Source organism: Streptomyces sp. NPDC048612 (genome assembly GCF_043199295.1).
Lineage (GTDB): Bacteria > Actinomycetota > Actinomycetes > Streptomycetales > Streptomycetaceae > Streptomyces.
In genome coordinates this window covers 124,228-149,620 of record NZ_JBICVV010000021.1, presented here as the reverse complement: position 1 = coordinate 149,620, position 25,393 = coordinate 124,228, and the positions used below count along the sequence as shown (strand labels likewise).

The 25,393-nt window shown below is 70.0% G+C and carries 27 protein-coding genes; 12 read left to right on the top strand and 15 right to left on the bottom strand.

The annotated features are described in order from the left end of the window. The first annotated feature begins 1,024 nt into the window (after positions 1–1,024). The 5 genes from ACGFN2_RS27550 (at position 1,025) to ACGFN2_RS27530 (ending at position 3,583) form a co-directional block, all read left to right on the top strand. Positions 1,025–1,783 carry a hypothetical protein gene (locus ACGFN2_RS27550; protein ID WP_393365083.1) on the top strand — a complete coding sequence of 253 codons (759 nt, stop codon included), beginning with the start codon at positions 1,025–1,027 and terminating at the stop codon, positions 1,781–1,783. Next, entirely contained in the window at positions 1,780–2,253 is a 474-nt protein-coding gene (locus ACGFN2_RS27545; RefSeq protein WP_393365081.1) for a MarR family transcriptional regulator, read from the top strand. Before ACGFN2_RS27550 ends, ACGFN2_RS27545 begins: the two co-directional genes overlap by 4 nt. Positions 2,254–2,480: 227 nt before the next feature. Beyond that, on the top strand, positions 2,481–2,960 hold the full coding sequence (locus ACGFN2_RS27540) for a hypothetical protein (protein WP_393365079.1): 480 nt from the start codon (positions 2,481–2,483) through the stop codon (positions 2,958–2,960). Positions 2,961–2,988: 28 nt separating this feature from the next. Next, positions 2,989–3,177: a hypothetical protein gene (locus tag ACGFN2_RS27535; protein WP_393365077.1), complete on the top strand. Its 189-nt coding sequence runs from the start codon at positions 2,989–2,991 to the stop codon at positions 3,175–3,177. A 25-nt stretch (positions 3,178–3,202) separates the two neighbouring features. Beyond that, positions 3,203–3,583 carry a hypothetical protein gene (locus tag ACGFN2_RS27530; protein ID WP_393365075.1) on the top strand — a complete coding sequence of 127 codons (381 nt, stop codon included), beginning with the start codon at positions 3,203–3,205 and terminating at the stop codon, positions 3,581–3,583. 293 nt (positions 3,584–3,876) lie between these two features. Here the strand turns inward: ACGFN2_RS27530 and ACGFN2_RS27525 are convergent, their stop codons facing one another. The 5 genes from ACGFN2_RS27525 to tpg (ACGFN2_RS27505) all read right to left on the bottom strand — a co-directional run bounded on the left by ACGFN2_RS27525 (position 3,877) and on the right by tpg (ACGFN2_RS27505) (position 6,787). Then, complete coding sequence (locus ACGFN2_RS27525; protein WP_393365073.1) at positions 3,877–4,131, bottom strand: hypothetical protein; 255 nt, start codon at positions 4,129–4,131, stop codon at positions 3,877–3,879. Continuing rightward, positions 4,121–4,357 carry a hypothetical protein gene (locus ACGFN2_RS27520; protein ID WP_393365071.1) on the bottom strand — a complete coding sequence of 79 codons (237 nt, stop codon included), beginning with the start codon at positions 4,355–4,357 and terminating at the stop codon, positions 4,121–4,123. The genes ACGFN2_RS27525 and ACGFN2_RS27520 overlap by 11 nt, the downstream gene beginning before the upstream one ends. A gap of 681 nt (positions 4,358–5,038) precedes the next feature. Next, the gene (locus ACGFN2_RS27515) at positions 5,039–5,308 is read right to left on the bottom strand and encodes a hypothetical protein (RefSeq protein WP_393365069.1); all 270 of its coding nucleotides are present in this window, start codon (positions 5,306–5,308) and stop codon (positions 5,039–5,041) included. After that, positions 5,305–6,090, bottom strand: a complete 786-nt coding sequence (locus tag ACGFN2_RS27510) for a hypothetical protein (protein WP_393365067.1) — start codon at positions 6,088–6,090, stop codon at positions 5,305–5,307. Before ACGFN2_RS27510 ends, ACGFN2_RS27515 begins: the two co-directional genes overlap by 4 nt. Before the next feature lie 103 nt (positions 6,091–6,193). Then, positions 6,194–6,787 carry a telomere-protecting terminal protein Tpg gene (tpg, locus tag ACGFN2_RS27505; protein WP_393365065.1) on the bottom strand — a complete coding sequence of 198 codons (594 nt, stop codon included), beginning with the start codon at positions 6,785–6,787 and terminating at the stop codon, positions 6,194–6,196. Positions 6,788–6,876: 89 nt separating this feature from the next. On the opposite strand from tpg (ACGFN2_RS27505), the gene ACGFN2_RS27500 reads away from it, so the two are divergent. The 3 genes from ACGFN2_RS27500 to ACGFN2_RS27490 all read left to right on the top strand — a co-directional run bounded on the left by ACGFN2_RS27500 (position 6,877) and on the right by ACGFN2_RS27490 (position 8,767). Next, positions 6,877–7,398, top strand: coding sequence for a DUF6233 domain-containing protein (locus ACGFN2_RS27500; protein ID WP_393365063.1), 522 nt, complete (start codon positions 6,877–6,879; stop codon positions 7,396–7,398). A gap of 95 nt (positions 7,399–7,493) precedes the next feature. Next, on the top strand, positions 7,494–7,967 hold the full coding sequence (locus tag ACGFN2_RS27495) for a hypothetical protein (protein ID WP_393365061.1): 474 nt from the start codon (positions 7,494–7,496) through the stop codon (positions 7,965–7,967). A gap of 95 nt (positions 7,968–8,062) precedes the next feature. Continuing rightward, positions 8,063–8,767: an AbiV family abortive infection protein gene (locus ACGFN2_RS27490; protein ID WP_393365059.1), complete on the top strand. Its 705-nt coding sequence runs from the start codon at positions 8,063–8,065 to the stop codon at positions 8,765–8,767. Between the two features lie 188 nt (positions 8,768–8,955). On the opposite strand, the gene ACGFN2_RS27485 is transcribed toward ACGFN2_RS27490, so the two are convergent. From ACGFN2_RS27485 to tap, 8 genes are all read right to left on the bottom strand, one after another. After that, positions 8,956–9,339 (bottom strand): hypothetical protein, encoded by a 384-nt coding sequence (locus tag ACGFN2_RS27485; protein WP_393365057.1) that lies wholly within the window; start codon positions 9,337–9,339, stop codon positions 8,956–8,958. A 184-nt stretch (positions 9,340–9,523) separates the two neighbouring features. After that, positions 9,524–9,898 carry a hypothetical protein gene (locus tag ACGFN2_RS27480; protein WP_393365055.1) on the bottom strand — a complete coding sequence of 125 codons (375 nt, stop codon included), beginning with the start codon at positions 9,896–9,898 and terminating at the stop codon, positions 9,524–9,526. 332 nt (positions 9,899–10,230) lie between these two features. After that, the gene (locus ACGFN2_RS27475; protein WP_393365053.1) at positions 10,231–11,598 is read right to left on the bottom strand and encodes a Fic family protein; all 1,368 of its coding nucleotides are present in this window, start codon (positions 11,596–11,598) and stop codon (positions 10,231–10,233) included. An 87-nt stretch (positions 11,599–11,685) separates the two neighbouring features. Continuing rightward, a complete protein-coding gene (locus ACGFN2_RS27470) occupies positions 11,686–12,468 on the bottom strand; it encodes a hypothetical protein (protein WP_393365051.1) in 783 nt (260 codons plus the stop codon). 284 nt (positions 12,469–12,752) lie between these two features. Beyond that, complete coding sequence (locus ACGFN2_RS27465) at positions 12,753–13,157, bottom strand: hypothetical protein (RefSeq protein WP_176156439.1); 405 nt, start codon at positions 13,155–13,157, stop codon at positions 12,753–12,755. Further along, on the bottom strand, positions 13,154–15,154 hold the full coding sequence (locus ACGFN2_RS27460; RefSeq protein WP_393365047.1) for a hypothetical protein: 2,001 nt from the start codon (positions 15,152–15,154) through the stop codon (positions 13,154–13,156). The genes ACGFN2_RS27465 and ACGFN2_RS27460 overlap by 4 nt, the downstream gene beginning before the upstream one ends. A 691-nt stretch (positions 15,155–15,845) precedes the next feature. After that, positions 15,846–16,403, bottom strand: coding sequence for a telomere-protecting terminal protein Tpg (tpg, locus tag ACGFN2_RS27455; RefSeq protein ID WP_393365044.1), 558 nt, complete (start codon positions 16,401–16,403; stop codon positions 15,846–15,848). Positions 16,404–16,409: 6 nt separating this feature from the next. Continuing rightward, positions 16,410–18,614 (bottom strand): telomere-associated protein Tap, encoded by a 2,205-nt coding sequence (gene tap / locus ACGFN2_RS27450; protein WP_393365041.1) that lies wholly within the window; start codon positions 18,612–18,614, stop codon positions 16,410–16,412. 150 nt (positions 18,615–18,764) lie between these two features. On the opposite strand from tap, the gene ACGFN2_RS27445 reads away from it, so the two are divergent. Continuing rightward, a complete protein-coding gene (locus ACGFN2_RS27445) occupies positions 18,765–20,573 on the top strand; it encodes a zeta toxin family protein (protein ID WP_393365039.1) in 1,809 nt (602 codons plus the stop codon). Here ACGFN2_RS27445 and ACGFN2_RS27440 read toward each other — a convergent pair. Beyond that, entirely contained in the window at positions 20,537–20,812 is a 276-nt protein-coding gene (locus ACGFN2_RS27440) for a hypothetical protein (protein WP_393365036.1), read from the bottom strand. The genes ACGFN2_RS27445 and ACGFN2_RS27440 overlap by 37 nt on opposite strands. A 193-nt stretch (positions 20,813–21,005) precedes the next feature. Between ACGFN2_RS27440 and ACGFN2_RS27435 the strand changes: the two genes are divergently transcribed. The 3 genes from ACGFN2_RS27435 to ACGFN2_RS27425 are packed head-to-tail and all read left to right on the top strand — an operon-like array spanning position 21,006 to position 24,767. After that, complete coding sequence (locus ACGFN2_RS27435) at positions 21,006–23,723, top strand: ATP/GTP-binding protein (RefSeq protein ID WP_393365033.1); 2,718 nt, start codon at positions 21,006–21,008, stop codon at positions 23,721–23,723. A 7-nt stretch (positions 23,724–23,730) separates the two neighbouring features. Beyond that, positions 23,731–24,099 (top strand): hypothetical protein, encoded by a 369-nt coding sequence (locus tag ACGFN2_RS27430; RefSeq protein ID WP_393365030.1) that lies wholly within the window; start codon positions 23,731–23,733, stop codon positions 24,097–24,099. After that, positions 24,096–24,767 (top strand): nucleotidyl transferase AbiEii/AbiGii toxin family protein, encoded by a 672-nt coding sequence (locus ACGFN2_RS27425; protein WP_393365027.1) that lies wholly within the window; start codon positions 24,096–24,098, stop codon positions 24,765–24,767. Before ACGFN2_RS27430 ends, ACGFN2_RS27425 begins: the two co-directional genes overlap by 4 nt. A 365-nt stretch (positions 24,768–25,132) precedes the next feature. On the opposite strand, the gene ACGFN2_RS27420 is transcribed toward ACGFN2_RS27425, so the two are convergent. Further along, positions 25,133–25,288, bottom strand: a complete 156-nt coding sequence (locus ACGFN2_RS27420; protein ID WP_393365024.1) for a hypothetical protein — start codon at positions 25,286–25,288, stop codon at positions 25,133–25,135. Between the last annotated feature and the right edge of the window lie 105 nt (positions 25,289–25,393).

The window sequence follows — 25,393 nt, the reverse complement described above, 5'->3', positions numbered from 1 at the left end:
CCCCGCGGAGCGGGTCCCTTCGGGCTGCGCCCGAAGAAGCGAGCCGGGTCGCTACGCTCCCCGGCCGCTCCCGCTCCGCGTGAGCGGATGCGGCTCGCTCCGCTCACCGCGGCGGCACGCGCTGCGCGCCCACCGCCAACCGCAGGGCAGGCAGCCCGCGTTGCGGGCCGCCTGCCGGCCTCCGGCCGACCCGTGGCCTCCGCTGCGCTCCAGCCACCCGGGGCGCACCCCCAACTCCCGCGCGGGCAAGGCGCGCCACGCTCCGCGCGGCCCACCCACGGGCATGACGGCCCAAACGGCAAGCAAGAGGGGAGGGGTGACGGGTAGTCGGGAAGAGTGAGAGGCCGAACACAGGTCAGGCCGATCCAAGACGCGCGAAGCCGCTGCGTGTTTCAAAGATGCTAGCTAGATTGACTCTGGAATGGTGGCGCTGCACCCTCTGCGCCGAGAAAAGACGCTCGAATATGTTTGCAGCAGAGGCAGAGAATTAGTAGAGAAAGGGCGTACCTAGCTGAAATGGAGTGCCAGAAATGGTGGCACTGGAAACAGTGAAAACGTGAACGGGAGCGTTCGCGGGTGATTAGCCGAAACGTACCGAGTGTCGTTCGAGTGCCGATGCGAATGAGAGCTACGCACGGTGCGGCATCCGTGGTTGGGACCGTCGGTTGTCGGGGCACCGGGACAGCGGACGTAGCTGTTGGATGCGCCGTGGGTGGCGCGGTTCGCGTGGACCTCAGCCACCTAATACCTACCGAGATCAAGAACCTGCTGGTCAGAGGGGCGCGGCCGAGCCGATGTGTCACCTCAGCCGGTACATACCGGCAGCGATGTGTACCGGCTGAGGAGACACATCAACGCTGAAACGTCAGCCAGGCCGACACCTAGTAGCGGAAAACGTCAGCCAGGCCGACATTCCGTGGGCGCCGAGTTGGGCGGCCCGCTGGAGCTCGCAGGGGTGGAGTTGTGTCCCCCCAGGAGCGACACAACACGCCGGAACGTCAGCGAGGCCGACATATATGTCGGCGTGACTGACATACTGCCGTCGTCCAAGATCAGTGAAGTGGAGAGCAGCCTCGTGCCACCCGAGCCACAGCGCCGCCGTCCCGCACCGAAGCGCACGCCGCGCCGCCCTGAGCTGCCGCTGGATGATGAGATCCAGGCGTGGTCCAAACCGGTCCAACCGGTTGAGAATCTCGACTCGTTGGCTCGCAAGTACCCGCGGCGCAAGGTCTCGGTGAGCAGTGAGCGGAAGCCGCTGGAGGTCTACGACACGCCAGAGCGGCCCAAAGCCTTCTCCATGGACTCGCTGGAGTTCTTCTTCCTGATCTCGCAGTACTTCCGTGAGGCGCTGCCGCTGCGGGTGATCCTGCTGATGATTGCCTGCCAGAAGGCCGGCGGTCAGATCGAGCTGACGCAGGAGGAGATGGCCACGGTGCTGGACGTGCACCGAGGGAAGGTCAATGAGGCGGTGCAGGAGGTCATGAGCCATGGCATCGTCTTCAAGGTGCGCCGCGGTGTCTACCAGTTCAACCCGCCCTACTCGTACCGTGTAGCCGAGTTCATCCCGGGCACCGAGCTGGTCGAAGCCGAGTATGTGCAGGTCGACCAGGACAAGACGATCGCGAAGATCCGCAAGGATGAGAGCCTGCCGGATCTGGTGCGGTTCCCGTCGCTGGAGCACATGCGTGAGGCGATCGAGAAAGTACGGAAGAAGCGGGCCGAACAACGCGCTGCACGCCGACTGGCCCGTGCGCAGCGCCAGGAGGAGGGATCAGCCCAGTGAGTACCTTGAAGTGGGCGGCGACCAATGCCGACAGCCTTCTCGCCGACCTGGACCTGCCGCCGGCCGCCTACCGGGCACTGCTCAAGCTCCGGGGGCGTAGCGAACCGGGGGGCCGCATCGCGATGGACCAGGCAACCCTCGGGGAGCTGCTCGGGCTCAGCCGACCAAGCGTGAACGCCGCGTTGCGGAGTCTGGAGCTGGCCAGGCTGGTGAAAAAGGTCCGCAACGGCGTGTATCAGATCAACCCGATGCTGGCGGGCTACACCTCCCCGGAGGAGGCCGAGGCCGCGGTCAGGGCGATGCCCAAGGCCGACCGCCTGGACAAGAAGGAGTACCTGGCCAGCTACCACAAGGCCGTCGCGGCCTACCAGGACCAGCTCGCCGAACAGCGCAAGAAGCGGGCCGCCCTCGCCGCCGCGAAGAAGGCCGCTGCGGGCAAGCGCCGCGGCTCGCTTCACGCTGTGGGTTGACCCGGCCGGGTGACACGACATCAGCGGCGCTGCCCCTCACTGGAGGGAGCGGCGCCGCTTTTGCGTGCGGGGGTGGTGTGTCAGATGCGGGCACACGGTTCCCTCGGGTGGGAAACGTGCAGTTCAAAGGGGCGGGCGAAAAGAATCACGAGCGGCCACCTTGCCTAAGTGTATGAAGTTCCATACAGTGAATGCATTGAAGTTCATACACCGGAAGGGGAGCCCACGTGTTAGCCACACTCATCACCGCCAGCCTCGCGATCGTCGGCACGCTGCTCGGCGCGATCGTCTCGGGGCGCTTCCAGCAGCGCGTCGCCGAGCGGTCGGTGCGAGTCACCCACAGCGAGGCGATCCGCCGTGACCGACTGGAGGCCGTCACCGCTCTCGCCTGCGCCGTCAGCGAGCACCGCCTGGCGATGTGGAGGCGCGGCGTCGCCGTCCTGACGGGCGCCGGCGGCGAACGGGTCGAGGCCCTGCGGGAGAAGAGCGACATGACGCGGTCCGCGGTCACCCGGCCGCGGACCGCGCTGCGGGTGCTCATCGAGGACCAGACGGTGCGCGCCGCGGCGGACGAGATGGTCACGCTGACGTACGCGATGCGCGACACGGACGGCACGACCGAGCAGCTGGCCGGTGCCCGTGAGGCCGCATTGGCCGCGCACGACGCCTTCGTCGACGCCGCCGCCCGCTACCTCCAGGCCGCCTGACCGCGACCCGCCGACCGAGGGAGACACCGTGTTCGTCGGAACCGCCGAAGAACTTCGCGCCCGTCAGGAGCAGGCCCGCGAGCTCGCGGAGCAGGCCGCCGCGCTGCTGGACAAGATCGACGCCCTGGGCCTGGGCGACACCTCCGGGCAGCTGCACACCCCCGGCGGCATCATCCGCAACCGGCCCGGCCAGGGCTGGACCACCGCCGACCGCTAGCCGATCCACCCGAGGAAGGGCACCCGTGGGCACCGAAGGACACCACGACGACCACCAGGACCAGCTCCTGGTCCCGCTCACTGCCGAGGCCGCCGCCGCGCTCGGCAACGACGGCGAGCAGCTGGCCGCGCTGCTCGGCACCGTGCTGCACGGCATGGCGCAGCTGCGCGCCGGCACCGCGTCCGTGGACGGCCTCTCCACGACCCTGAGCGGCACCACCGCGCTGCTGGAGCGAGTGGAGGGAGTTCGGGACGCCGCAGTGCGTGAACACGCCGCACAGGGCGGCTCGTACGGCGCCCTCGCGAAGGCAACGAGCGTCACCCGTGCCACCGCGCAGTCCCGCCGCGACACCCTGCTGAAGAAGGACCCGAGTGCGATGGAGCAGTGGGCCACCGGCAGCAGCTGACATCCCTGCAGCGGCGCCGTGCAGCAGACCGTTTGCTGCACGGCGCCGCTGCTCTTGCAGCACCGCTGCTGCCCGAGCAGCACCCGTGCCACCGGGCCGGCCGTGCAGTGTCATCGCTCTCCAGCGCCCACAACCACCCGGCCACCGACCAGCACCCACCACACCCCAGAACCACCCGTGCCCGGATACCAAGCAGCACCACCACCCACGCCTCACCCACCGACCTGCTGCACCGTGCAGCAGACACAGCAGTGCCCCGGACCCGACAGATCCGGGGCACCACCGTTCAGCAGTCAGGCTTCGACATACGCCACGATCGTGATGGTGCGCAGCGCGGTCACGTAGTAGATGACCCGTACCGAGTCGACCTCGTCGACGTAGTCGCGCAGCAGGGTGTCGGGCACCGGGGTGCCGATCTCGGGGTTGACGCTGATCGCGACGATCGCGCGGTCCAGGCGGTGCGTCTCGCCGCCGGTGAGCTTCTCGAGCTGGGTGAGCGCGGGCTCCACCAGAACGACGCGGGACCGCCGCGCACCGTCAGGCGACACGGGGCTGTTCACCGGCGAGGCGCTGCAGGTGGGCGTCGCGGGCTGTTTCCCACGGCACGCCGCTCTCTGGGGTCGGGTAGCCGTGGGCGGCGATGTCTTCCAGCACCGAGGCGAGGACGTCCGTCTTGGCGCGCTCCGCGGCTGCGTACGCGCGGACCGAGTCGGCGGCGTGCTCGTCGAGGGGCTGGCGGTCGGGCACGGGCGCGGTGGCCGGCTGCTGGCTCATCCGGGGCTCCTGGCTGTCTCTGGCGGGTCTGACCACGGTATCGCCGGAGCGGACCGCTGGACCCCGGTACGCACGAACCGGCGCCTGGACCCAGGGCCCAGTCGAGTCGTGGGCTCTCCACCAGGGAAAACGGGGGACCCAGGACCCAGTCAGGTGGGTCCTGGGTCCTGCTGCGCCAGCAACGCATCGTCCGGCCTGAGGAATGGAGCGGCCTGGAAGGGCCGACTGGTACACAGGTACACAGGTACACAGGTCAGGTCGTCCACCAGGGGAAACAGGGCTTCGACTACACAGGTCAGAAGTCCAAGGTCGTCGGTTCGCGTGCGGAGCGTGATGGGCGCGGTGGTGCCGGAGTTCGGGTGTCACGCGGAGTCCGGGGGCCGGATCGCACCGGGCAACAGCCTCATTCGGGCATCCGGGCGACTGGTGTCCCGCGACAGGCGGCAGCGTGACACCCGGGCGTGACAGGGCGCGTGACACCCTTTCAGTTACGTTCGGTGATCAGATCGGGCCTGGAGGGGCGCTCACCCCCAGGCTCACAGGTCGCCTCACAGGAGCCCGGTCGCCTGGGGATTCGAGAGGGAAACCCCCTAGGCGCAACGGACAACTTTGCCCATTTCCGGCCCTAGTCCCCCAGGTTCCTCACAGGGGTGCTGGGGGACTAGGGGTTGCCCTGGGTGATCAGTTTCGGAGTGGGGGCCAGACGTGCGGGCTGTTGCACTGCCCGCAGACGACACAGCCGGCGCATCCCAGACAGAACTGCCGGGGGAGCCACGTGCAGTCGCAGATCGGGTTGTAGTCGGGGTCGCCGTCGCCGGGGTGGAGCGTCTCGCCGAACGGCGGCTCGGTCCAGGAGATGACGCGGCCGTTGGCGAGCAGGTCCTCGTAGTGGTGACCGATGTCGCTGTGCTCGCTCCAGGTGGCCACCACCGTGTCGTCGGCCGCGCTCACGCCGTGCCGTCCGCGCCCGCGCTCGCCGGTGCGGTGGGATCGAGGGCGGTGTCGAGCCAGGAGGCGAGGGCGTTCGTGGCGTCCGGGTCGGCTTGGGCGAGGCGGCCGGCGAACTCCAGCTCGCTGTCGGCGGCCGGGGCGCCGGTGCGGGCGAGCGCGGTGAGCAGGGCGGCGTGGGCCCGCACCGCCGCGGGCAGCGAGTCGACGGCGGCCGAGCTGGCCGGGTCGGCGTAGTGGCCGGAGCGGTCGGCGAGGGCCTGCGCCAGCCAGCCGTCGACCACTGGGTGGAACTCGCCCCGGTGGACCAGGACGTCGCGGGCGGCCTCATCTCCCGGCCGGGTCTCCACGGTCCGGCCGAGTCGGCCGGCTTGGGCGAGCGCGGCGAGTTCGTCGGCGCGGGCGGCGAGCTGCTGCTGTTCCTGGAGGCGCTGCTGCTCGGCTTCCTCGGCTCGCCGGTCGGCGGCGAGCTCGTCCCGGACGACGGCGTCGGACTCGGGGTCGTAGACGCCGTCGGTGGTGGCGAGCAGCTGCGCGATGCGCTCCCACTCAGCGACTTCGGCCGGGCAGCGCTCGTCGTCGGCCAGGTCCTCGCGGTCGCGATCCATGTGCTGCTGCAGCAGGGCGTCCTCGAGCGCGGCCGCGGCCTCGGTGGCGGTCATCCCGGCTGCACGGCGGCGCACCGAGCGGCGGCCGATCTTCGCTTGGTCGACCGGCTGGCGGGGCGCGGCCGCACCGGGTGCGGGAACGAAGGGGCGGCGGAAGCGGGGGGCGGGGGTACTCACACGGGCCTCTCAATCGTCACGGAAAAGGGACGGAGTATCGGGTTGCCGCGAGCCGGTGCGGCGGTCATGGGACAGGTCTATCGAACCCGTGAATTATGCGGTGCTAAAACTCGAAGTCGAGCCGCTGAACGTCTCGGAATTCCACCTCCAGGCTCGCGCAGCCGCCCCCGGCTTGACGGAAATAGGCGTCCGCGATGGCCTCCGCGACCGCCTCGTGCAGGTCAGTGTCCGTCGCACCCTCCTCCTGCGCCGCCAGGATGAGGGCCGCGTGGGAGGGCGACACAGCGATGGTGAGGTCCCGCATCCGGGCGTCGTCCGAGGACCCGTTCGCGGTGAATCCGAGGGTGGCCCGGAACTTGATGACGAGCCCGCCCGAGGTGGTCGCCCGCTGCCTCGCCTGCGCCCTGACCTGCGGTTGCCACTCAGACTCGGTCTCCTGCACCAGCGCCTCCTGAAGGCGCTTGGTCGGCTTGGTGGAGGCACCCGAGAGGTAGCGCTGCACCGTCTTGCAGGAGACGCCCAGACGCGCCGCCAAGCTCTTGGTGGAGCCCTTCTCCCGCTTGCGAAGGAATTTCATCTGGGATCGCGCGGATTTCGGCGCGGGGCGGGTGAACAGGGCGCGCTCCGCGCGGGCGAGGCCCTCCATGAGCTTGGAGCGCGTCCGGGCTGCCTGCGCTGCCTTCTCCTCTTCAGTCATACGAGCACCCCATCGGAGTGGGGCTGTGGACAGAGGCCGCGCCCCGGCGGGCCGCCGGGGCGCGGCCGGGTCTGGCTACCGTGGTGGGTATGACGACGACTCCTCCGGACGGGCTGCCGGTGCCGGTGCGGGTGGTCCTGCCGGACGGGCAGGAGGTCGCCGCCCGGCTGTGGGCCCGGCGCGAGACGCCGCGCGGCTGGCTGTACGAGGTGGGGCTGCCCGTGTACCGCAACACCGAGGACGGCGACGTCCAGGCCGCCGAATACCGGGTGTGGGTGCGCGCCCCCGAGCACGTACGGTCGGTCGACGGCGTCACCTACGACGCGGTGCCCACCGAGCGGCTGCCGCCTCCCTCGGCGGTGCGTGAGGCGCTGGGGCCGCGCCTGCCTTCGGGCTGGGTGCTGCAGAGGGCCGGCGGAGGCCGCGGGCCCGGCCGCGCCGTGCTCCACGCCGTCGACTGCACCAAGGCCCCGCAGAACGCGCCGCTGTTGCCCCTGGAGCGGGCGCTGGACGTCGCGGAACAGCCCGGCACCCGCCTGTGCTCCCTGTGCGGCGCAGTGCAGGAACTGGACCCCGTACTGCGCGGCTTCGACCACATCGACGGCGGCTGATCTCCACCCCTGCGGGTGACGGCGCCCTGGTGGGCGCTGACGCCGCGCCGCTACCTTCCCCCGTGACCTGGTAATCGAAGGGGGAGGGCGCGGGGATGGGCGAGCAGCGGGGCGCGTTACGGGGTCTGCGGTTCGTGATGTGGGTGGTGATCGTGGTTGAGGTGCCGGTGTACCTGGTGTGGCTGGTCCAGGTCGGCTACCTCACCGGGCAGGAGTTGCCCCGCAGCGACGTCGCGCGGTGGGCGCCGCCCATCCTACTGCCGCCGGTGGCCGTACTGTTCTGCGTGATGGCGGGCTGGACGTGGTGGCTGAGCGTGGTCGCCCGCACCCGCTCACCTCTGCGGGAGAAGTGGATCGTCGCCTCGCTAGTGTTTGTCGCGGTCAGCTCGGTGTTCTGCGGGGTGGCCTCGGTCGACGCCCCGTCAGTGTCGGTGGGCCTGCTGAGCGCCATCGTGACCGGGCTCGGCATGATCGGGCTGTTCTTCATCCCTGCCGCCTGCTCCCGCCAGCTGCCGGACGTCGTCCGCCGGCGCTCGCCGACCGCCCCGGACGAGGCGGCCCCGCAGTAGCCGGTCCGCGCCGACCGATCCGACTGCCCGGGACGCTCACGGCCGGGCATGCTGTACCGCTGATCGCGCGGCAAGGGACAGGGCACACTGACGCCATGGTCGAGATGAGCCCGGGGCAGGCGCGCGAGTTCTGGAATGCGCTGATGGACAATGCCTCGTCACTGATTGCCGATGCCCACACTCTGCTGTCGGCAAGGTCCTACGGACGGGCACGCTCCCTCACCGTCCTGGCACAAGAGGAGCTTGGAAAGGCGCTCTGGATCTATGACGTCTTCCAAGCTGACTGGAGCTGCGGAGGCGAGGCGCTCCTGGTGGTGGACTCTCTGACCCGGCACGGGCGGAACCACACCAAGAAGTACCTCGAGGCCGTCGTCTTCGCCGACGAACTCGCCGAGTTCTGGGGCGACTACAGCGCTCTGCCAACTTCGGCAACCAGCTACGAGGCTTGGGAACAGGCCCACGAGAAGACGCAGGCGGAAGCCGAGGTCGCGGCCAGGGAGGCCAATCTGGCGAAGCAGAGAGGGTTCTACGTCGACCGCGACGCGAACGGCGCTGTCCTGTCTCCCACAGCCACTCCGGCCGGAACAACGGCGCAGGACCTGCAAACCGCTGCGCGTGTGATCGAGATGCTGCTGATCAAGGATCACAGTCGAATGAAGACGTCTGCCACGCCGTATGACAGCACGCACCCGCAGCAGTTTCGGCTGTTGCCTGTCTCGCATCCCGAGGACTGGGCGGCCGCTGCGGACGCACTCACCCCGGGCGCTGACGAAGACGGTGAGGAGGCCCAGAAACGATGACTGGGCGGGCTCGCCCCACTCGTAGAATGCAAGACGCCTCGCCCCCGGCAGCTGGATTGCTGTGACTGAGCGCTCCAGCTGGCCCGTCTGGCCAACGGGAGCGCCACATTTGGAAGCCTCTGAACTGCAGTGATGCTGAGCAGCTAACGGCTCGAGGGCTGCGCGAGCCCGCTCATCCGGTCGGCCGGCTACGGGGCCGCCGCGCGGAAGAGGGCCAGGAGGGCCTGGGCCGGCGGGGTGTCCGCGTCGAAGAACTGCGTGGCCAGCGTGGGTGGCACGGCCGTTCCGTGCATGCGGACCTCGTGGCACCTGAAGCAGAACGCCGCCTCGAACAGCGCAAGATCGAGAGATTCCTCGTATGCCCGGACGCTCCAGCCTGGCGAGAAGCCGCAGCGGTGCTGTTCGCTGCCGGGCAGGTTCTCGATCAAGGCCAGGGCATCAGCGGCCTCGTTCCCGGCCCAGTGGGCGACCACCCTGCCGGGGTACGCGGCGCCGCGCTTGGTCGGGAGGGCGGAGATCCTTACGACCTCAATCAGCACAGTGGCGGCAACGGCTTCGGTGGGGAGCTGCATGTGCGCAGTCTGCCCGCCGGGTTGGCGGCCGGCCGAAGCATCCGTGAGGGCAACAGGGCACAGAGACTCAGCAGGCCAACTCCCTCGCTCACCGGCCGGCTGAAGCACTGAGTCTCAATTGCCTGTGATGAGCGCTTCAGTTGGCGAGTTGAGCGCTGACCGTCCGAGGGTTTCAGCACCTCCGTCAAGCTTGAGTGATGATCTCCGCTCGTCTGCGGTCGTATTCAGCAACCGCGGCCGGTTCAGCGTCGAAGTAGTCCTCCCAGAACCCGGGGCGCTGCCACTCTGGGGGCGCCACCGTCAGGACCCCGCCGTCCAGGGTGGCCACCCAGCAACTCGGCATCCGCTCGCTGATTACGGTGAACATGACCGCGTCCCACAACCCAGGGCTGTCCCGGTCGGTGCTGGTGTCGAGCCGCTCGGGGATGCGGAGCAGCACCTGGTCCGCCGAGGTCGTGATCTCCAGGACCGGGTAGTCCGCCCCCACCCGGATACCCGGGTGCCCTGGCGCAACCTTGCCGGTCGCGGGGCTAAGGACTTGGCGGCAGCGAACGATCATCCGCGCAGCCTAGCGATACCGCACATCGGGCCTTCCAGATGTTCCGGCGAGCGGGTGCTCAGCCGCCAACTCCATCGCTCGCTCGCCAACTGAAGCGCTCAGTCACATGTGCCAGAGCACGATCGTTATCACCATCGGCGGCTGCCGACTTGCGGTGTTAGCACGGCGAGGCATGGCAGTTGTCACCAGGCCAGCACACTACTTGTCACCAGCAGTGCGGAAAGCACGGCAGTTGTCACCGGCTCCAGCGCTCAGCCGCCGTCTGACCTGCACGATAGGGCCATGCAACACAGGAAATTAGATGGTCTCATCAGCATCTCTGTACCCAACCGCTATGAGTCGAGGGAGGGGGTGTTGCGTCGGGTCTCCGCAAGGTGGAATTCGACGTACCGCGCGAGGGTTAGCGGGTCCTGCGGCTCACCGGCCTGGAAGGTGACGCGGCGCAGCAGGCTGACCCCGTCGAGCGCGATGCCTTCGCGGGCCAGAACGAAAATGAGGGTGAGGAAGGCGGATCGGGCGTTGCCATCGTCGAAGGGGTGGAAGAAGCAGACGTCGAGATAGGCACGTGCTGCCCGGGCGGTGAGAGGAAGGGGCCGCTTGGCGTCCTGCGTGCTCTGAGCCAGGCAGGCATCAAGGCGGGCTCGGGTGTCCGCGCTGATGCCGTAGCGTTCCCGGCCGGCCTTGGCGAAGGCCGGCAAGTGGCGGAACGGCGGCTTCAGTGTGCCCAGGACATGCTGCTGCCAGCGCTGGATCAGCTCGAATTCGAGCAAGGCGCCGCGCGCCGCGTCGGCCCGCAGCAGTTCCAGGGCGGCAAGCAGGCCCCGAGCGCGGGCGGGGTCCAAGGCGCCATCGAAGGCTCGGATGTCCTCCGCCGCGCCATCGCGCGACGGGACCACCGGTTCGCCCCGTGCGTCTTCCGGTGCCTCCTGCCATGGCACGGACTCGCGCACTGCGAGCCAGCGCTCGAGGTGGTCCGGCGCAGGCCCGGCGGGCCGTGCGCCGTCGTCCGGCCGCAGCGACAGCGCGAGACGCTCCGCGACATCCTCGACCAGCACCGGGTCGGGGCCGGTCCAGCTCTTGAACCGCCCGCCAATCGCCTCGTCGACCAGCTTCCTTGCAAGGTCGGGAGCAACGCCCCATCGGCTCAGGAACCAGGTGAGCACTTGATGACAGTGTCCGTACCAGCCGCTGCCGCAGCCGGTGCGGTCGGTCACCTGCAAGATCAGGTTCCGGGCGGCCCGCTCCCACAGGATCCGTTGGTCCTCGACCTCGGTGAGGTCCAACGGATACGCGTCGAACCACCCGGCAAGGCTCTCCAGCCACTCGCGCCACTCGCACAGCGCCGCAACGACACAGGCGAGCGTCTCCTGCTCGGTGGTGATCGAGTCCTGCGGGCAGCACCAGCTCCCGATCGGTCCTCCGTCGAAGTCCCCTTCGTCATGCGCCCAGCGCCAGCCCACGGTCCAGCGGCCGTAGTGCTCGGCAAGGGCCTGAGACATGGCGAAGGCCCAGGGCTTGCCCTCGCTCCAGCTCCAGGCGTGGATCGCCGTGTCACCGAAGGGGACGTCGGGGCGGCTGGGAACCCTTCGGGCGGGACCGAGCGAGTGCACCACCTGCCGAGCCGACGCACTGTCGAAAGGGTGACGGACAGGCTCCACATCGTCCCAGGTCAGAAAGCGGGGGGCCAGGTCGGCAATCACCGCGCAAGCGTTCCACCCTCCAGACTGTCGTTCAAGCGGATTACCGCGAGGCCCGAATGACGTGCTCAGGGATCAGCCGAAGCCGTCTCATACCGCCGGTCGCCCTGCGCGGGCCCCGCCCGGCGACCTTCGTGACAACAAGCCTGCCTCTGTGACATCTGTCGTGCTTCGTCTCATCACAGTTGTGACTGAGTGCTTCACTTGGCGAGTTGAGCGTTGGCCGGGCAGGGTATCGGCGGAACGGTATATACGGTGATGGCGCTGGTAGAGGAACGAAGGGACTGGCCCTACCTGCTCGTGAGCTTCACTTGCGCGGCGCACGGTAGGCCTGCGGGGAGGCGGGGCGCGTTGCCAGAGTTCGATGATCGATCCGCGGCGCATCAGCGCGAAGTGGCGGCCGCTGCGGTCGAACTGGATCGCGAGGACGTCCTCGGTGGTCCCGATGCTCTGCGTGATCTTGCCGGTGGTGATGTCGACGATGCGTACGACGGGGTTGCCCAGGACGATGACGGCTACCTCGTTCGGCGCCGGACCGGGGGCGATCATGACGTCCAGCTTGCCGTCGGGCAGCAGGGGCCCAACGTTGAACTTCGCGAGTTCCTGGCCGGTGCTCGGCTCCCAGCGCTGCACCACCTTTCCCGAGATGGTGAGGATCTTTCCTTCGGTGTCGAAGAAGTGGGCGAAGCCCCATTTCCAGGCCTCCCCTGCAGGCAGGGCCGGTCCCAGAATGGACGGTTCGAGCACGAGCAGGGACGGGGGCTCGGCTGCCCTGATCGAGGTGACCTCCCGCAGGGTGGCGACGTCGCGGACGGAGACCACGTTCTTCGCCTCCCGGTCGGCGAGCAGGGTGCCGTCCCGGCTGAACTTCACGGGGCCGTCGAATCCGGGCTTCCAGTAGGGCCGGCGGACCCGGCACGTGGCCGGGGCAGCACCAGCTCACCGGCTCAGGATGCCGCGCGTACGTCCCACCCCCCCCCCCTTGAACGTGGTCGGATACGAGATCATCCCATCCTGTCCGTCATCCGGGGACGTACTCACCACGTGTGTAGCTCCACTCCTCCGTCACACGACCGTGCGGCCGCGCGAGGGTACGTGCGAATCAGCGTCCAAACGTCGCGTCCCGGGGGCGGTTGTCCCACCCCCGGGACGGATCGTCAGTGGCGACGCCAGCGGCGATTGACGAGGGGAACGCCGAGGCGAGCGGCCACCGTACGTTCCAACTCACCAACCACGACAGCCGGGGTATCGGCGCGGAGCGGCAGCACCCAGTAGGCCGACCACTCCTCCCGCTTGGACCTGGACTCCGCCATGTGCTGACGGATACGAACCGAAGCGGCGCCCCCGCAGAGCGCCCGCTCGGGTCGGGTCCGTCCGCAGTAGCAGGCCACGCCCTCTCCGTTCACCGGGATGTAGATGGCACGACGCTCGTTCCCGCTGTCCTCCCCGATCCAGATCGGGGAGTCCCGGTACTCCTCCAGCCAGGGGCCTACCAGGCTGGCCAGCACGGCGTAGCGCTCGGGCGTCATCGTGGCGACGCCCTGCCACACCAGGGCGCTCACCAGCTGTCCGACAGGGGCTCCGGCTCGGCGATCTTGCCGAGGCGAGCGGTGATGCCCGCGAGGATCCCGAACGTCGACTCCACCTCGAGCCAGGCGATCTTGTCGACAGTGCCGTTCTCGTCGCGCATCTCGATGAGGTCCATCAGCCGGTCCTTCGCGGTGATCACCGCCTCCTGGAACCGGGTGAGGCTCGCGGCCTCCTTGGCGGCGGGGTTGTTGCGCTCCGCTTCGGAGGTGAAGCCGTGCCGGACCGCCTGGCGCAGGTAGGCGTTGAAGGTGGAGGTCGCCCAGTCCGACGGCTGCTCGACCAGGGACTTGGACTCGCTGTCCCACCAGCGCAGCGGTCGGCGGGCCCGAGACCGCTTCACGGCGTCGGCCAAGAGCTCGCGGCCCGGCCCGGTCTCCAGGAGGCCCTTGACGATCTGCCCGACGCTGGTACGGGCGATGGTGGTGCCGACCGTCTCCTCGGCCGAGCCGGCGGCGGCCCGCAGGTGACCGGTGACCACCAAGGCGACCATGCCGAGCACGCCGAGCACGAGGGCGGCCTGGGTGTTGTTGGCGTGGGCGCGGTCCCGGAGGCCGTCGATGGCCTGGTCCGTGGCGGCGTTCTCCACCGTCCACTCGGTGTCGACCAGGTCCTGCCACAGGCAGCCGGTGTCCAGCGCCTTGCGGATCGAGTCCAGGTGCTTCGGCGTCTCGACGCTCGCCGAGTACGAACGCAGTCCCAGTTCCACCACCGGCCCGTTGCGGTGGCTGAGGTAGAGACCAGTCTTACCGAGCTGGGAGCGCACGAGGCGGTTGAAGGCGTGCCCCTTGCGGGTGAGCTCCTGGACGATCTGGGCGACGCGAAGGTCGGGCAGGTCGTCCAGGCCAAGCAGGCGCATCCCCTCGGGCACCTGCTCGCGGCCGATCAGAACGTCCCGCCGCGCCGTCGCCAGGTCCTTGTCGGGCTGCCCGCCATCCAGCAGGCCCTCGTCGTAGAGGGCCGTCGCCATCTCCTCGGCGACGACGGCGTGCTGGGAGCCGGCGGAGAACTTCTTGGCGGACACGTTCATGCGCACCAGCACGCTGCGGACAGCGGCGGGGAAGCGCTCCATCCCGCGCTGCGGGTCGTCGTCCTCGTAGCCGACGATCACCTGGACCGGCACGGTGAGCGCGTTGAGCGCGATCGCCGCTTCGTTCCGCTCCCGCTGGTCCGCCTCGGTACCCTTCGGCGACTGCGCCAGTCGCTTGTGGGCCACCTTGGCGATCTTGCGGACGAGCTCACGGCGGGCAACGAGCGGCAGTCGCATGAGGTACGAGGGCAGCAGCCGGATCCGGGTGTGGTCGCGGGCGTCGCCGGTCAGCCATCCGCGCTCGACCGGCAGGAGCACCAGGCAGGAGATCAGCCGACAGTTGCCGTCCACGGCCGTGTAGTCCTCGCCGACCGAGTCGGGGGAGCCGGTGAAGGTCGCCGGCACCAGCGTCAGCGAGCGCTCAACGATGCGCTCCCCTACGTCCTGCGGGTTGTCCTTCTGCACGGCGATCGCGGCCCGGTCCACGGCCTCCATCACGGCCTCGAACGCGTCGCCGTGGACCAGCGTCGCGTACCGGTCGTGCGGGGCCGGCATCGACAGCGCGAGTCGGCCGCGGGGCGCCTTGGGGTCGGCGGCGTAGCTCGCGTCCGCGAGCAACCGGTCGTTCTCCACCGCAGGGGAGATCATCGGCGCGTACGCGCGGAAGTTCAGCGTCGTCAGCCAGCCGAACGGCGTCCGGTGCCGCTCAGCCCGGCTGAGCTCGAGCTCCTGGGGATCGGTGGCCAGGTGGGCGAGACGCTCGATGTGGCTGGGGCTAAGGAGAACTCCGCCGAGCTTGCCGAGCTGGGTCTGGGCCTTGGTCGTCTGGCTGACCGGCGGGACACGGTGCTCGAACTCACCGTTGTCGTTTCGGAATCCGCTGACCGGGATGACCTGGATCTCACGGGTCTCGCCACGGGCCGGCTTGGAACTGCTGCTCATGGGGCGCCTTCTTGGATGGCCGACGTGTAGTACGCCGGCGTTGGCCGCGCGTCACGCGGCGCCATCCGGGCTGCCACGCACCCACTCCGCCTCTGAAGAACCTCAGTCCGTTCAGGGTTTCGTAGCGATATCACGTCGGTCAGCGGCAGTTCGAGTGCTCTACGTGTGTGGCGGCGAGGCCGTCGCAGGCGGAGAGGAGCCCAAGTCGTGCGGTTGCAGACCTCGGTCCGCGCGCGCAGGCGTTTGACCGCCGCAATCAACGGCGTCGGCCGCACCCTACCGGTTCGCTGATCATCGCTCAAAGTGGTTTTACTGGACTCCTTCTGACGCACCGGCAGATGCCGTGCGACTCCAGGCTCACTAGCTGCGCAAACTCGAGAGACCGGCCCGGCTCCCACGTCCGGAGCGCCCAGGCCGCCTTCCTCGAACCCGCGAGCTGTCCCCGGCCACCCGGTCCCGAGTCGGGGCGAACGGGGCCTGAGTGGCAGGATCAGGGCAGGGGGCTCCGCCCGCACACCATTGCCTGCGGGCGCGATACCCAAGGCCGCACTCCGAGGAGTGCAGCTCTCTAGCATCACGACCCGCTGACCAGGGGAAATGGCGGCGCTCAACTGGCCAGATCGAACGCTCACTGGCCAACTGAAGCGCTCAGTCACACACCGCACGGTGCCCCCGCGGGGGCACCGTCCCGCTACAGCTCGATGTCGATCCGCTCCACGTCGGTGAACTCCACGCCGAGGCCGTCGGCGCGGGTGTTGTTGGCGCGGAAGTACATCTGCGCGAGGCCCTCCGCGGCGATGCGCTGGAGTTGCTGCTCGTTGGCGCCCTGCTCGCGGGCAGTGAACAGGCGGTCGGCGTAGGCGGGCGGCAGGGCCTGGGTGATGTCGCGGACCCGGGCATCGTCGGTCGTGCCCGGCGCCGCGGTGAACCCGAACCTCGCGCGGGTGGAGACGACGAAACCGTCGGTGGAGGCCGCCTTTTTTCTCGCCTTCGCGCGTACCTGCGGCTGCCAGCGCGCCTTGACCTCGCGCTCCAGGCGGGCGCGCAGGTCCCGGCGGGGCCGCTTCAGCTTGCCCGCGACGTACCGCTCCACCGTGCGCTGGGAGACTCCGAGCGCTTGGGCTGCGGCCTTGGTGCCCTTGAGCTGCTTGACCAGGTACTTCATCTGAGCCTGGGCGCTCTGCGGGATGCGGCGGGTGAACGCCCCTTCCAGCGCGCGGTCCAGGCTGTCCCCGAGCGAGTCGACCATGGTCTGCTACTCCCCTTCTCCGGCGCTCTGGTCGGTCTTGATGAGGTTGGAGACGTTGAAGACCCCACCGCGCTCCTCGAACTGGGCTTCCGCCCACAGGACGGTCTGGGTGCCCTGGTGCTTGACCATCCCGGGCGAGACCCCGAGCCGGAACGTGCCCGGCGCCGGCTTGCCCTCGGGCGTGAGCGGCAGGACGTCCAGCGGGGACGGGCCGGGCGAGGGGTAGACGATCGCATCGGTGCCGATCGCGACCGGGTACAGGTCGGCGGCGGCCGCCGTCTTCATCAGCTTGCGGTGCAGGCCGGTCCGCTGGTTGGCCAGCACGGCGGCCCGGATGTCGGGGCGCCACGTCCACCGCTCCAGCGCCGGGTAGGGCTCGTAGTACGGCACCTGACCGCGGCTGCGCTGCCTGAGCTTGCCGATCGCGCCCTTCGCCGTCGCCTTGATCGCGGTCTCCAGCAGCGCCATCGTCGGGTCGGTCTGCTTGCGCCGCGCCATCGCCTCGAGGAACTCCGTCCCGGTGAGGTCGGTGGTGACGCCCATGTCGGCCATCGTGTCCACGTACGCGTCGCGCAGCCGCTTGTACCAGGAGTCCAGGTAGCGGCCGGTCTGGGTGCGCACGTACGCCTCGATCGGCGCGACGTCGAACCCGAGCTCCACGGCGTACTGCACGGTGGGCGTGGCGTACCAGGCCGGGCCCTCGGGGGTGTCGCCCTTCGGCGTGAACGGGCTCGGGAGCCGGGAGCCGTCGACCGTGCGGCCGTTGACCCGTACGCGGGACAGGTCGACGTGGCTCAGGTCGACCAGCCACGAGCCGGGCAGCGCCGGGTCGAACGCCAGGTTGTTCTCCAGGTGGGTGGGCCCGTTCAGGCCGACCGTGAGGCCGTTCGCGGCCGCGGCAAAGCTCATGTTGAGGTCGACGACGACCAGGTACGGGTTCATGCACTCGTCGTCCGTCAGCTGCCGGCACCAGTCGTAGGGCTCCTCCATCAGCATCTCTGCCGGGGTGCGTAGGTGGTGCCGGGCGAACCCCGCGTCCTTCAGGATCGGGTGTTCGTCGGGCACCTCGCACGGTACGACGTCGTACTTGGCGGTGAGCGCGTCGTCGTTGAAGGCGGGCTTGAACTCCCCGGTGGCCTCGTCCTTCTGCGCGCGGGTCGGCGGGCGCAGCGCGGTCATCAGCTCCAGGCCGGTCGTCGCGGTGGAGCCGCGCGGCGTCATCACCCGCTCCGCGTACAGACCGAGGTACTGGACCAGGTCGGCCGAGTGCATCGTCAGCAGCAGCTGCGGGTCGTCCTTCCTGCCCCACTCCCGGACGTCCAGGGCGTTCCAGGGCAGGACGCACATCTGGACGCAGCGCCGCTTCGAGCCTTCGGGGTCGCGGTAGATGCGGGCCCACGGGCCGAAGCCGCGCTGGCTCATCTTGAGCCCGGCCCGGTCGATCTGCTTGACCACCTTGTGGCTGGCCGCGAGTCGGCTCGCCCGCCGCTCCTCCTCCGACAGGGCGGTGGGCAGGCCGTAGCGCTCCAGTGCGGCCTCGGTGAGGACGAGGATCGGGTCGGCGTCGCGGCCGTTGCGGTGCAGCCGGGCCTGCCCGAGCTTGGCCTCGGTCAGCGTCCAGTCGACCAGCGCCGGGATGGACTTGGCGGGCACGTCCAGGACCAGGCCGCCGACGCAGTACGCCGACACCTGCCCGTCCTCGCAGTCGATGACTGCGAGCGGGCCGTTCTCGAAGCGCGGGTCGGCGGCCGTGGTCTTCTTCGCCACCGTCTTCTTCGCACCCGGGCGCCGCGATGACGGGGCGGACCTGGCGGTGCTGTTCGCCGCCTTCGGGCGAGGCGGCGGGACGGCGGCAGGTGCCGGGGCCGGCGACGAGTCCGGCTCCGGAGCCGGACCAGTGAATGCTTCCGGGACCGCGGGGGCCGGGGCAGTGGCGGGCACGTCGGCGGCCGGGGCGGGGAACCGCGCGGCGAGGCCCTCCAGGAGCCGGGCGTAGGCGGCGCGCTTCGGCGGCCGCGGCTCGGTCCGCCCGGCCTCCCAGTTCCCCACCGCCTCGCGCCGCGCGCCCAGCGCGGTGGCGATCTGGGCCTGGCTCAGCCCGGCCACCTCGCGCAGGCGTTTGCGTTCGACGGGCGGTGGCAGGTCGTCCTGAGCGACCTGCTCCAGCAGCGCATCGACAGCGCTGAACAGTGCTTCTTCCTCTGTGGGCACAGGGTCACCTCCACCGTGAGTCTATCGGATCGCGCATCACTGCGTGCGTCATTTCGCTCATTGAATCGCTCATAGATCGCGTATCACTGCTATGATCGCCGTGAAGATCGAAATCGGCTTCGGATGGGGCCGTCCGTCGGAGGAGTTGCAGTGAGCGAGGACGTCGTGGCGGTGGCTCTGCCCGACCAGGAAAGCCGCGGCGTTCTGACTCGGGTGATCCTTCCGGCCTCTACCAGCGGTGCCACTCCGCAGAACCAGCCGGTCGTGGTGATCGTCGGTGGTCAGCCGGGGGCCGGGAAGACCGAGATCGCAGATCTCGTGCAGGCCGCGCTGGACCACCGCGGCGGCGCGGTGCGGATCTGCCGGGACCTCTACAAGGCAGCGCACCAGCGCTACGGCGAACTGCTGGCCGCCGACGTCCGCACGGCAGGCGGCAAGGTCCGGTCCGATACGCGCCGTTGGCAGGCCGCAGTCGAGGACCATGTGCGCGCCCGCGGGTTCGATGCGGTCATCGAGTCCGCTCTCGCCGATGCCGACGAGCTCCGCGCGTCGGCTGCCGCGTACCGGAGGGCGGGCTGCCAGGTTGAGGTGGTGGCGGTGGCGGCCGCGGAGGCGTGGAGCCAGCTCGGGGTCCTGGACCGCTTCCTGACGGAGGAGCGCTATGTGTCGTGGGAGAACCACGACACCTGCGCGACGCAAATGCTGCGGACGCTGGCGGTCATCGAGGCCGAAGGGCTGGCTGACCGGATCAGCGTCGTGCGGCGGGACTTCACGGTGCTCTACGACAACGAGCTCGTCGACGGCGCCTGGCGGCAGCGGCCGGCGGCCGAGCGGACCACGGTGCGTGAGAGGGGGCGGCCGTGGAGCGCCCGGGAAACGGCCACATTCCGCCGGGGCCTAGCCCGCACCGACCGACGCGTGCACCGCGAACTCGTAGGTGACGACCGGCGCCTGGCCGTCCAGCGGGATGCCGAGCGCGCCGCCGCCCTGGCCGAGCCGGTCCGCCGGATCGCGCAGCCCCGGCTCCAGCCACCCGGCGTCGACTACCACCGGCTCTCGGCCGCCGAGCATCAGTGGATCTTCGACGAGCTGATCGCGCCGTCGCATCTCGGCAACATCGTGCCCCAGCCCGATCCGCGAGCGGTATACGTGATCGGGCAGCCCGGCGCGAGCAAGACCTCCGCCGCCACCCTGGTGCAGCGGGCGATGCGGCCGGGAACGACGCGGCTGGTGGGCGACGACTTCAAAGCCGCCCACCCCGACTACCAACAACTGCTCCAGGACGATCCGCGGGGTGCGGGCGCGGCGATCCGAGCCGACTACCGCTCCTGGTTCACCCAGGCCGAGACGATGGTGCGCTCCCGGCGCGGCGACGTGCTCATCGAGGCCGCCCCGGGCAACGCGCAGGAGTGGATGGCCAGTGCGCTGCCGTTCGCCAGCGACGGCTACCCCGTCGAGCTGGTGGTGCTGGCCGTCCGGGAAGCCGACAGCCGCCTGGCGACCGCGCTGCGCTACGCCCGCGCCCAGCAACTCGGCCTCCCCGCCCGATTCACCACCAAGACCGGCCACAGCCAGTGCTTCCGCGCAGTCCCCGACGTCGTCGAGCTCGCCGCCTCCCACCCCGCGGTCACCGCCGTGACGGTGATCCGCCGGGACGGCCACGCCCTACTGCGCCAGGAGCACGGAGACGGCCGGCGAGCGGCGTGGGCACTGGCAGCGGAGCGGCACCGGCCCTACACCGAGCAGGAAGCGGCCCAGTTCCTCACGCTGTACCGGGCGCTTCGCACGGCACTGCCCCGGCACCGCCGTGAGCTGGACGACATCGCCGCGCTCGCCCGCCCCCTGATGCCCGCACAGGTGCAGCCGGCCCGAATCGACCCGCCGCACCCGCCCACCTGGCCTCTGCCGCTCCCCCACCGGGACTACGACTGCGTCAGCTCCTTCAGCCGCGCCGCGTAGACGGCCGCCACCCGGGCCGCCTCCTCCGGGTCCGCGGTCGCCAGCTGTGCCTGGTCGTCGAGAGCGGCCTGCCGGGCCGCCTTCAGCTCGCCCATGCGCCTCTCATCGGACACCGGCGCCCGGTGTTCGGCCGCGATCTGCGTGGTGTACCAGTTCACCACCGCACGGACGGCATCGAACGCCTGCTGCTCTTCGCCTCCCTCCAGCGCGGAGAAGTCGGGGGTGTTGGGGTCGGACACGGCGACCACCCTCCTTTGATCTTGAAAGGGAACTCGCCATTGTCCTACCGGCCCGGCCACACGGCAGCCACGCGACAAGCCGCGAAGGGCGGGAAGGCACGCTGTGGCCGCCTCGCCCTTCGGGGATGCTGGTCCCAAGGCCCCAGGGGCGGGGCGTAGGTTGGGGCCGGTTGATCATCGAGTGGGGGTTGGCGTGGCGGGGGATCTGCGGGCGCTGTTCAGTACGAACGACCGACAGGTAGGCACGGACGAGGCGTTCACCAACAGGCAGACGCAGTGGGAGGCGGTCGCGGCCGTGCTCGCCGAGCACGTGCGGCGCACCGGCGAGGCGGTCTTCGACGTCGAAGACCTCGAGGCGCCCCGGCGCAATGTGCTGGTCTTCCACGGTGTCGGCGGCATCGGGAAGACGACGCTCTCCCGCAAGCTTGAAGCCTCCTTCGCCAGCAGCGAGGACCGGCCTGCCCAGTGGCCGCCCCACACCTGGCCCACCGGACGGGTCCTGCCGGTACGCATCGACCTTGCCCGCTCCGCCAACACCGACTTCGAGCGTGTCGTCCTCACGATCCGGCTCGCGCTCGCCCAGCTCGGCCGGCCCCTTCCCGCCTTCGACCTGGCGCTGCGCCGGTACTGGGAACACCACCACCCCGGCGAACCTCTGGAGGAGTTCCTGCGCCGCGGTGGGCTGGCGAGCCGGTTCGGCAAGGCGCTGCCGCAGCAGATGCAGTCCGCGCTCGGCGACGTCGCCCAGGCGCTGCTGCTGCCGGGCTCCGTCGGCACCGCGGTCGGCCAGGTGACCGGCTCGCTGGTGCGAGCCCTGCGCGATCGCCGGCAGTCGGTCCGTGCCCTGGCCGGCTGCGCCCGGCTCGCCGACCTCCTGGAGGCCGAGCCAGACCTGGACGCGCTGTCCTACTATCCGCACCTTCTGGCCTGGGAGCTCGCCCAGCTGCCCGCGGACAAGACAGTGACTCCGGTGATCTTGCTGGACGCCTTCGAGGAGACCGGCGACCGCACCCACCGGGACCTGGAGCAGCTCCTGCAGCGCGTCGTGTGGCTGATGCCGAACGCCTTCTTCGTCATCACCGGCCGCAGCCGGCTGCAATGGGCCGACGAGGCCCTGCAAGGCCAGCTCGACTGGACCGGCCCCACGGCCTGGCCCGGCCTGGCCGACCACACCCTCCCGCACGCCCGCACCGCCACGGCAGGCGTCCGCGCCCGGCAGATCCTGATCGGCGACTTCTCCCCCGAGGACTGCGACGACTACCTCGCCCGCCGCCTCACCAGCGCCGGACAGCCCCTCATCGGCCAAGAACTACGGGAGGTCATCACCGCCCGCTCCCACGGACTGCCGCTCCACCTTGACCTGTCCGTGATGCGGTTCCTGGAGATCCGGCGCACCGGCCGCACCCCTCAGCCAGCCGACTTCGACCACGACTTCCCGGCCCTGATCGCCCGCACCCTGTCCGACCTCACCCCCGACGAACGCCATGTCCTGCGCTCGGTCAGCCTCCTCGACGCCTTCGACCTCGCCCTGGCCACCCAGGCCGCCAGCACGACCCATGACGCACCGGCTCTCCGCCTGCTGGAGCGCCCCTTCGTCCAGCAGAACCCGTTCGGTCTGTGGCCCTTCCACCTCCACGCCCTGATCCGCTCCGCCCTGCGCACCGCCGACGACGCCTCGGACGACCGCTGGTCACCGCGCGACTGGCAGCAGGCCGCCGAACGCGCCTTCGCCGCCCTCGGCGAGCAGTGGACCACCAGCACGGCGCCCGGCCGGATGGTGCTGATCGGCTGCCTGCGCCAGGGCCTGACCCTCGCCCGCGACTTCCGGCTCGACCTCGGCTGGCTGACGCAAGCGGCCTGGACCTACGTCAGCGACTCAGTCTGGGAACCACTCGCCGCCGCAGCCCAGCACGATCGACCCGACGACCACCTGGAGACGGCGGCCGACGCCCTGGTGGAGATGCTCAGCGCCCTCGCCCGGCGCCAGCACGAGCACCGCGAGCGCACCGCCGACCGGCTCACCGCGGTGGTCGACACCGGCCGGCTGCCGGACGAACTGCACGAGATGGCCGTCTACTACCTGGCCAAGGCCCAACGCGACCTCGGCCGCTCCGCCGCCTCCCGCCGCGGAATGCAACTCGTCGCCGACGGCGACGGCCGGCTCGCCCCTGCCGCCCGGCGCGGCTTGGCCCACCTTGCCCGGTCCGCCGGCGACTTCCCCACCGCCCTGGCCACAGCCCGCACCCTCGGCTGGGCCGGCCGCCACCACCGCATCGAAGGCGACGTGTGGTGGCCGCACGGCGACATGGACCGCGCGGCAGCCGCGTACGAAGCAGCCCGGACCGAAGCCGAAGAAAACGGCGTCGCCGGCGAGCGGGCCACCTCTCAGGCACAACGGGCGTTCACCCTCGCCTTCACCGACCCGGCCCGCGCCGACGACGAACTCGACCTCGCCGAGCAGCTGCTGGCCGGACTCGACCTGCGCGCCACCACCCTCACCACCAAGATCGCCGCCCTCGCCCGCGACGCCGGCACCACCACGGAAGTCGAGGACCGCGCACACTCACTGCGCACCGACATCAACGTCGCCGGCCTGGCCTCCGTGGAAGCGACGCTGGAGCTCACCCTGTGCTTCCACCACGCCATCCGCGACGACCACGAAGGCATCGCTGCCAGCATCGGCCGGCTGCGCGAGCTGACCAGCAGCGGCGACTACGCCTACTACACCGACATCGCCCACTTCATGGCCGACCGCCACTCCCCCACCGATCCCGGCTCCCCGGCTCAATGGCTCGACGGCGAGCACGCCACCCGCACCCGCTGGAACAGCCTGGTCACTGCCAGGCGCGAGCACCTGCGCGCCACACGGGTACGCCCCCGCGGTACCCGTCAGAGCCTCGGCAGGGGATAATCGGGGCATGGCCGTGCAGTCTCCTTCGTTTCCGGTGCCGAACGCGTTCGAGCTGCTGTGTGCCCAGTACGCACAGCGGCTGCCCACACAGCTGAAGGACCTGGCCGGTCCCACCCACGGCACGGTCGACCTGCCGCTGCACGTGGTCTGGTCTGGCCGCCGCTCCTACGGCCTGGAGCAGCCGCGCTCCCGGATGAGCCTGTACCGCACCGTCCTGGCCGAAGGACAACGTCAGGACCTGATCGACTTTCTGAACCGGGACCTGCTCATCGCGCAGTGGCCCGTCCTGCGCACGCTGATCAGCCGCCCGATCAGAGACGTGTGGGAAGGCGCATTCCCCGAGCTCCCCACCGCGACGGCCGCGACAGCCGCGTGAACCTCACAGATCTGCACCGCCGGCTCCTGGCCGACGTCCTCACTATCGGCACCCCCTACCCGCTGGTGATCACCGGCGGGTACGCCGTACAGGCCCACGGTCTGGTCGACAGGCTTTCCCAGGACCTGGACGTGGCCACCGAGAACCCGGCCCCTATCGACGAGATCATCCGCACCGTCGGCGACGGCCTGGCCGAGCGCGGCTGGGGCATCCGGCACATCGAGTCCAGTCCGCTATCGGGCCGGCTCATCGCCACCGACCCCGCCACAGGCGAGGAGTGCGAGGTCGACGTCCTCAAGGAAGCGTTCTGGGCGCCGCCCACGGTCACCGAGTACGGGCCGGTTCTCGCGCTGGACGACGTGATCGGCACCAAGGTCCGCGCCCTCGCCGACCGCGGCGCGGTCCGCGACCTCATCGACGTCCACGCCGCCACCCGGCACCGCTCCACCCCTGACCTGGAAAATCTCGGCCGCCGCCACGCCCGTTTCGAGTTCAGCCTGCACGACCTGCACGACCGCCTCACCGGCGCCGAGTGGTGGGACGACCAGGACTTCGCCGACTACGGACTGAGCCCTGAACAGATAGAGGACCTGCGCGCTTGGGCCCTGGCCTGGGCCGGCGACCTCGACACCCGGCTATACGCCGGGGACGACCCGGACGACAACTGACCTCCCCGCGCAGTGTGTTGCCGTGTAGGTTCGGGACCGTTGCCAGCAGCGCCGGGAGCTCTGGCGCCAGCGCTGAGACCGGAACCAGCAGTGCCTGAGCCGTGTGCTCAAGTCCTTTCGCCGCCCCCTGCAGCAGGAACGCCCGACGGGCAAGAATCTCTCCAGGGGGTTCTGTGCGCCGTGGGCAGCGGCCTTGTGGCCTGGCCTCCGTCTTGTTCCAGAGCCGCATGTGATACCCCGCTGAGCTGCGCTGCGCCTCGATCCAGGAACCCAGGGGCGAGGCGCAGCCGCGTCACCATCGAGTCCTACAGCGTGAACCGTCGTGGCGCGTCCCGCCGGATCGGTTGACGGAACCACAGCCGTCGCTACCGACGAGCCAGCGCCACGACGGTCGGCACGAGGATCGCCAGGGCCCCGCAGGCGACCTGGAACGGGGTCCCCAGGGACGGGTGGCGCCACGTCACGTAGACGAGGATGCCCACGCCGAGCAGGCCCAGCAGCACCAGGTTGAGGATCACCATCGACCAGAAGGTACGAGCTGGCACGGTGTCCTGCGGCTGGGGTGCGACACCGTTTGAAGACGTTGCGGACATGACTATTCCTATCTTTGAGTGTGCAGGGACACG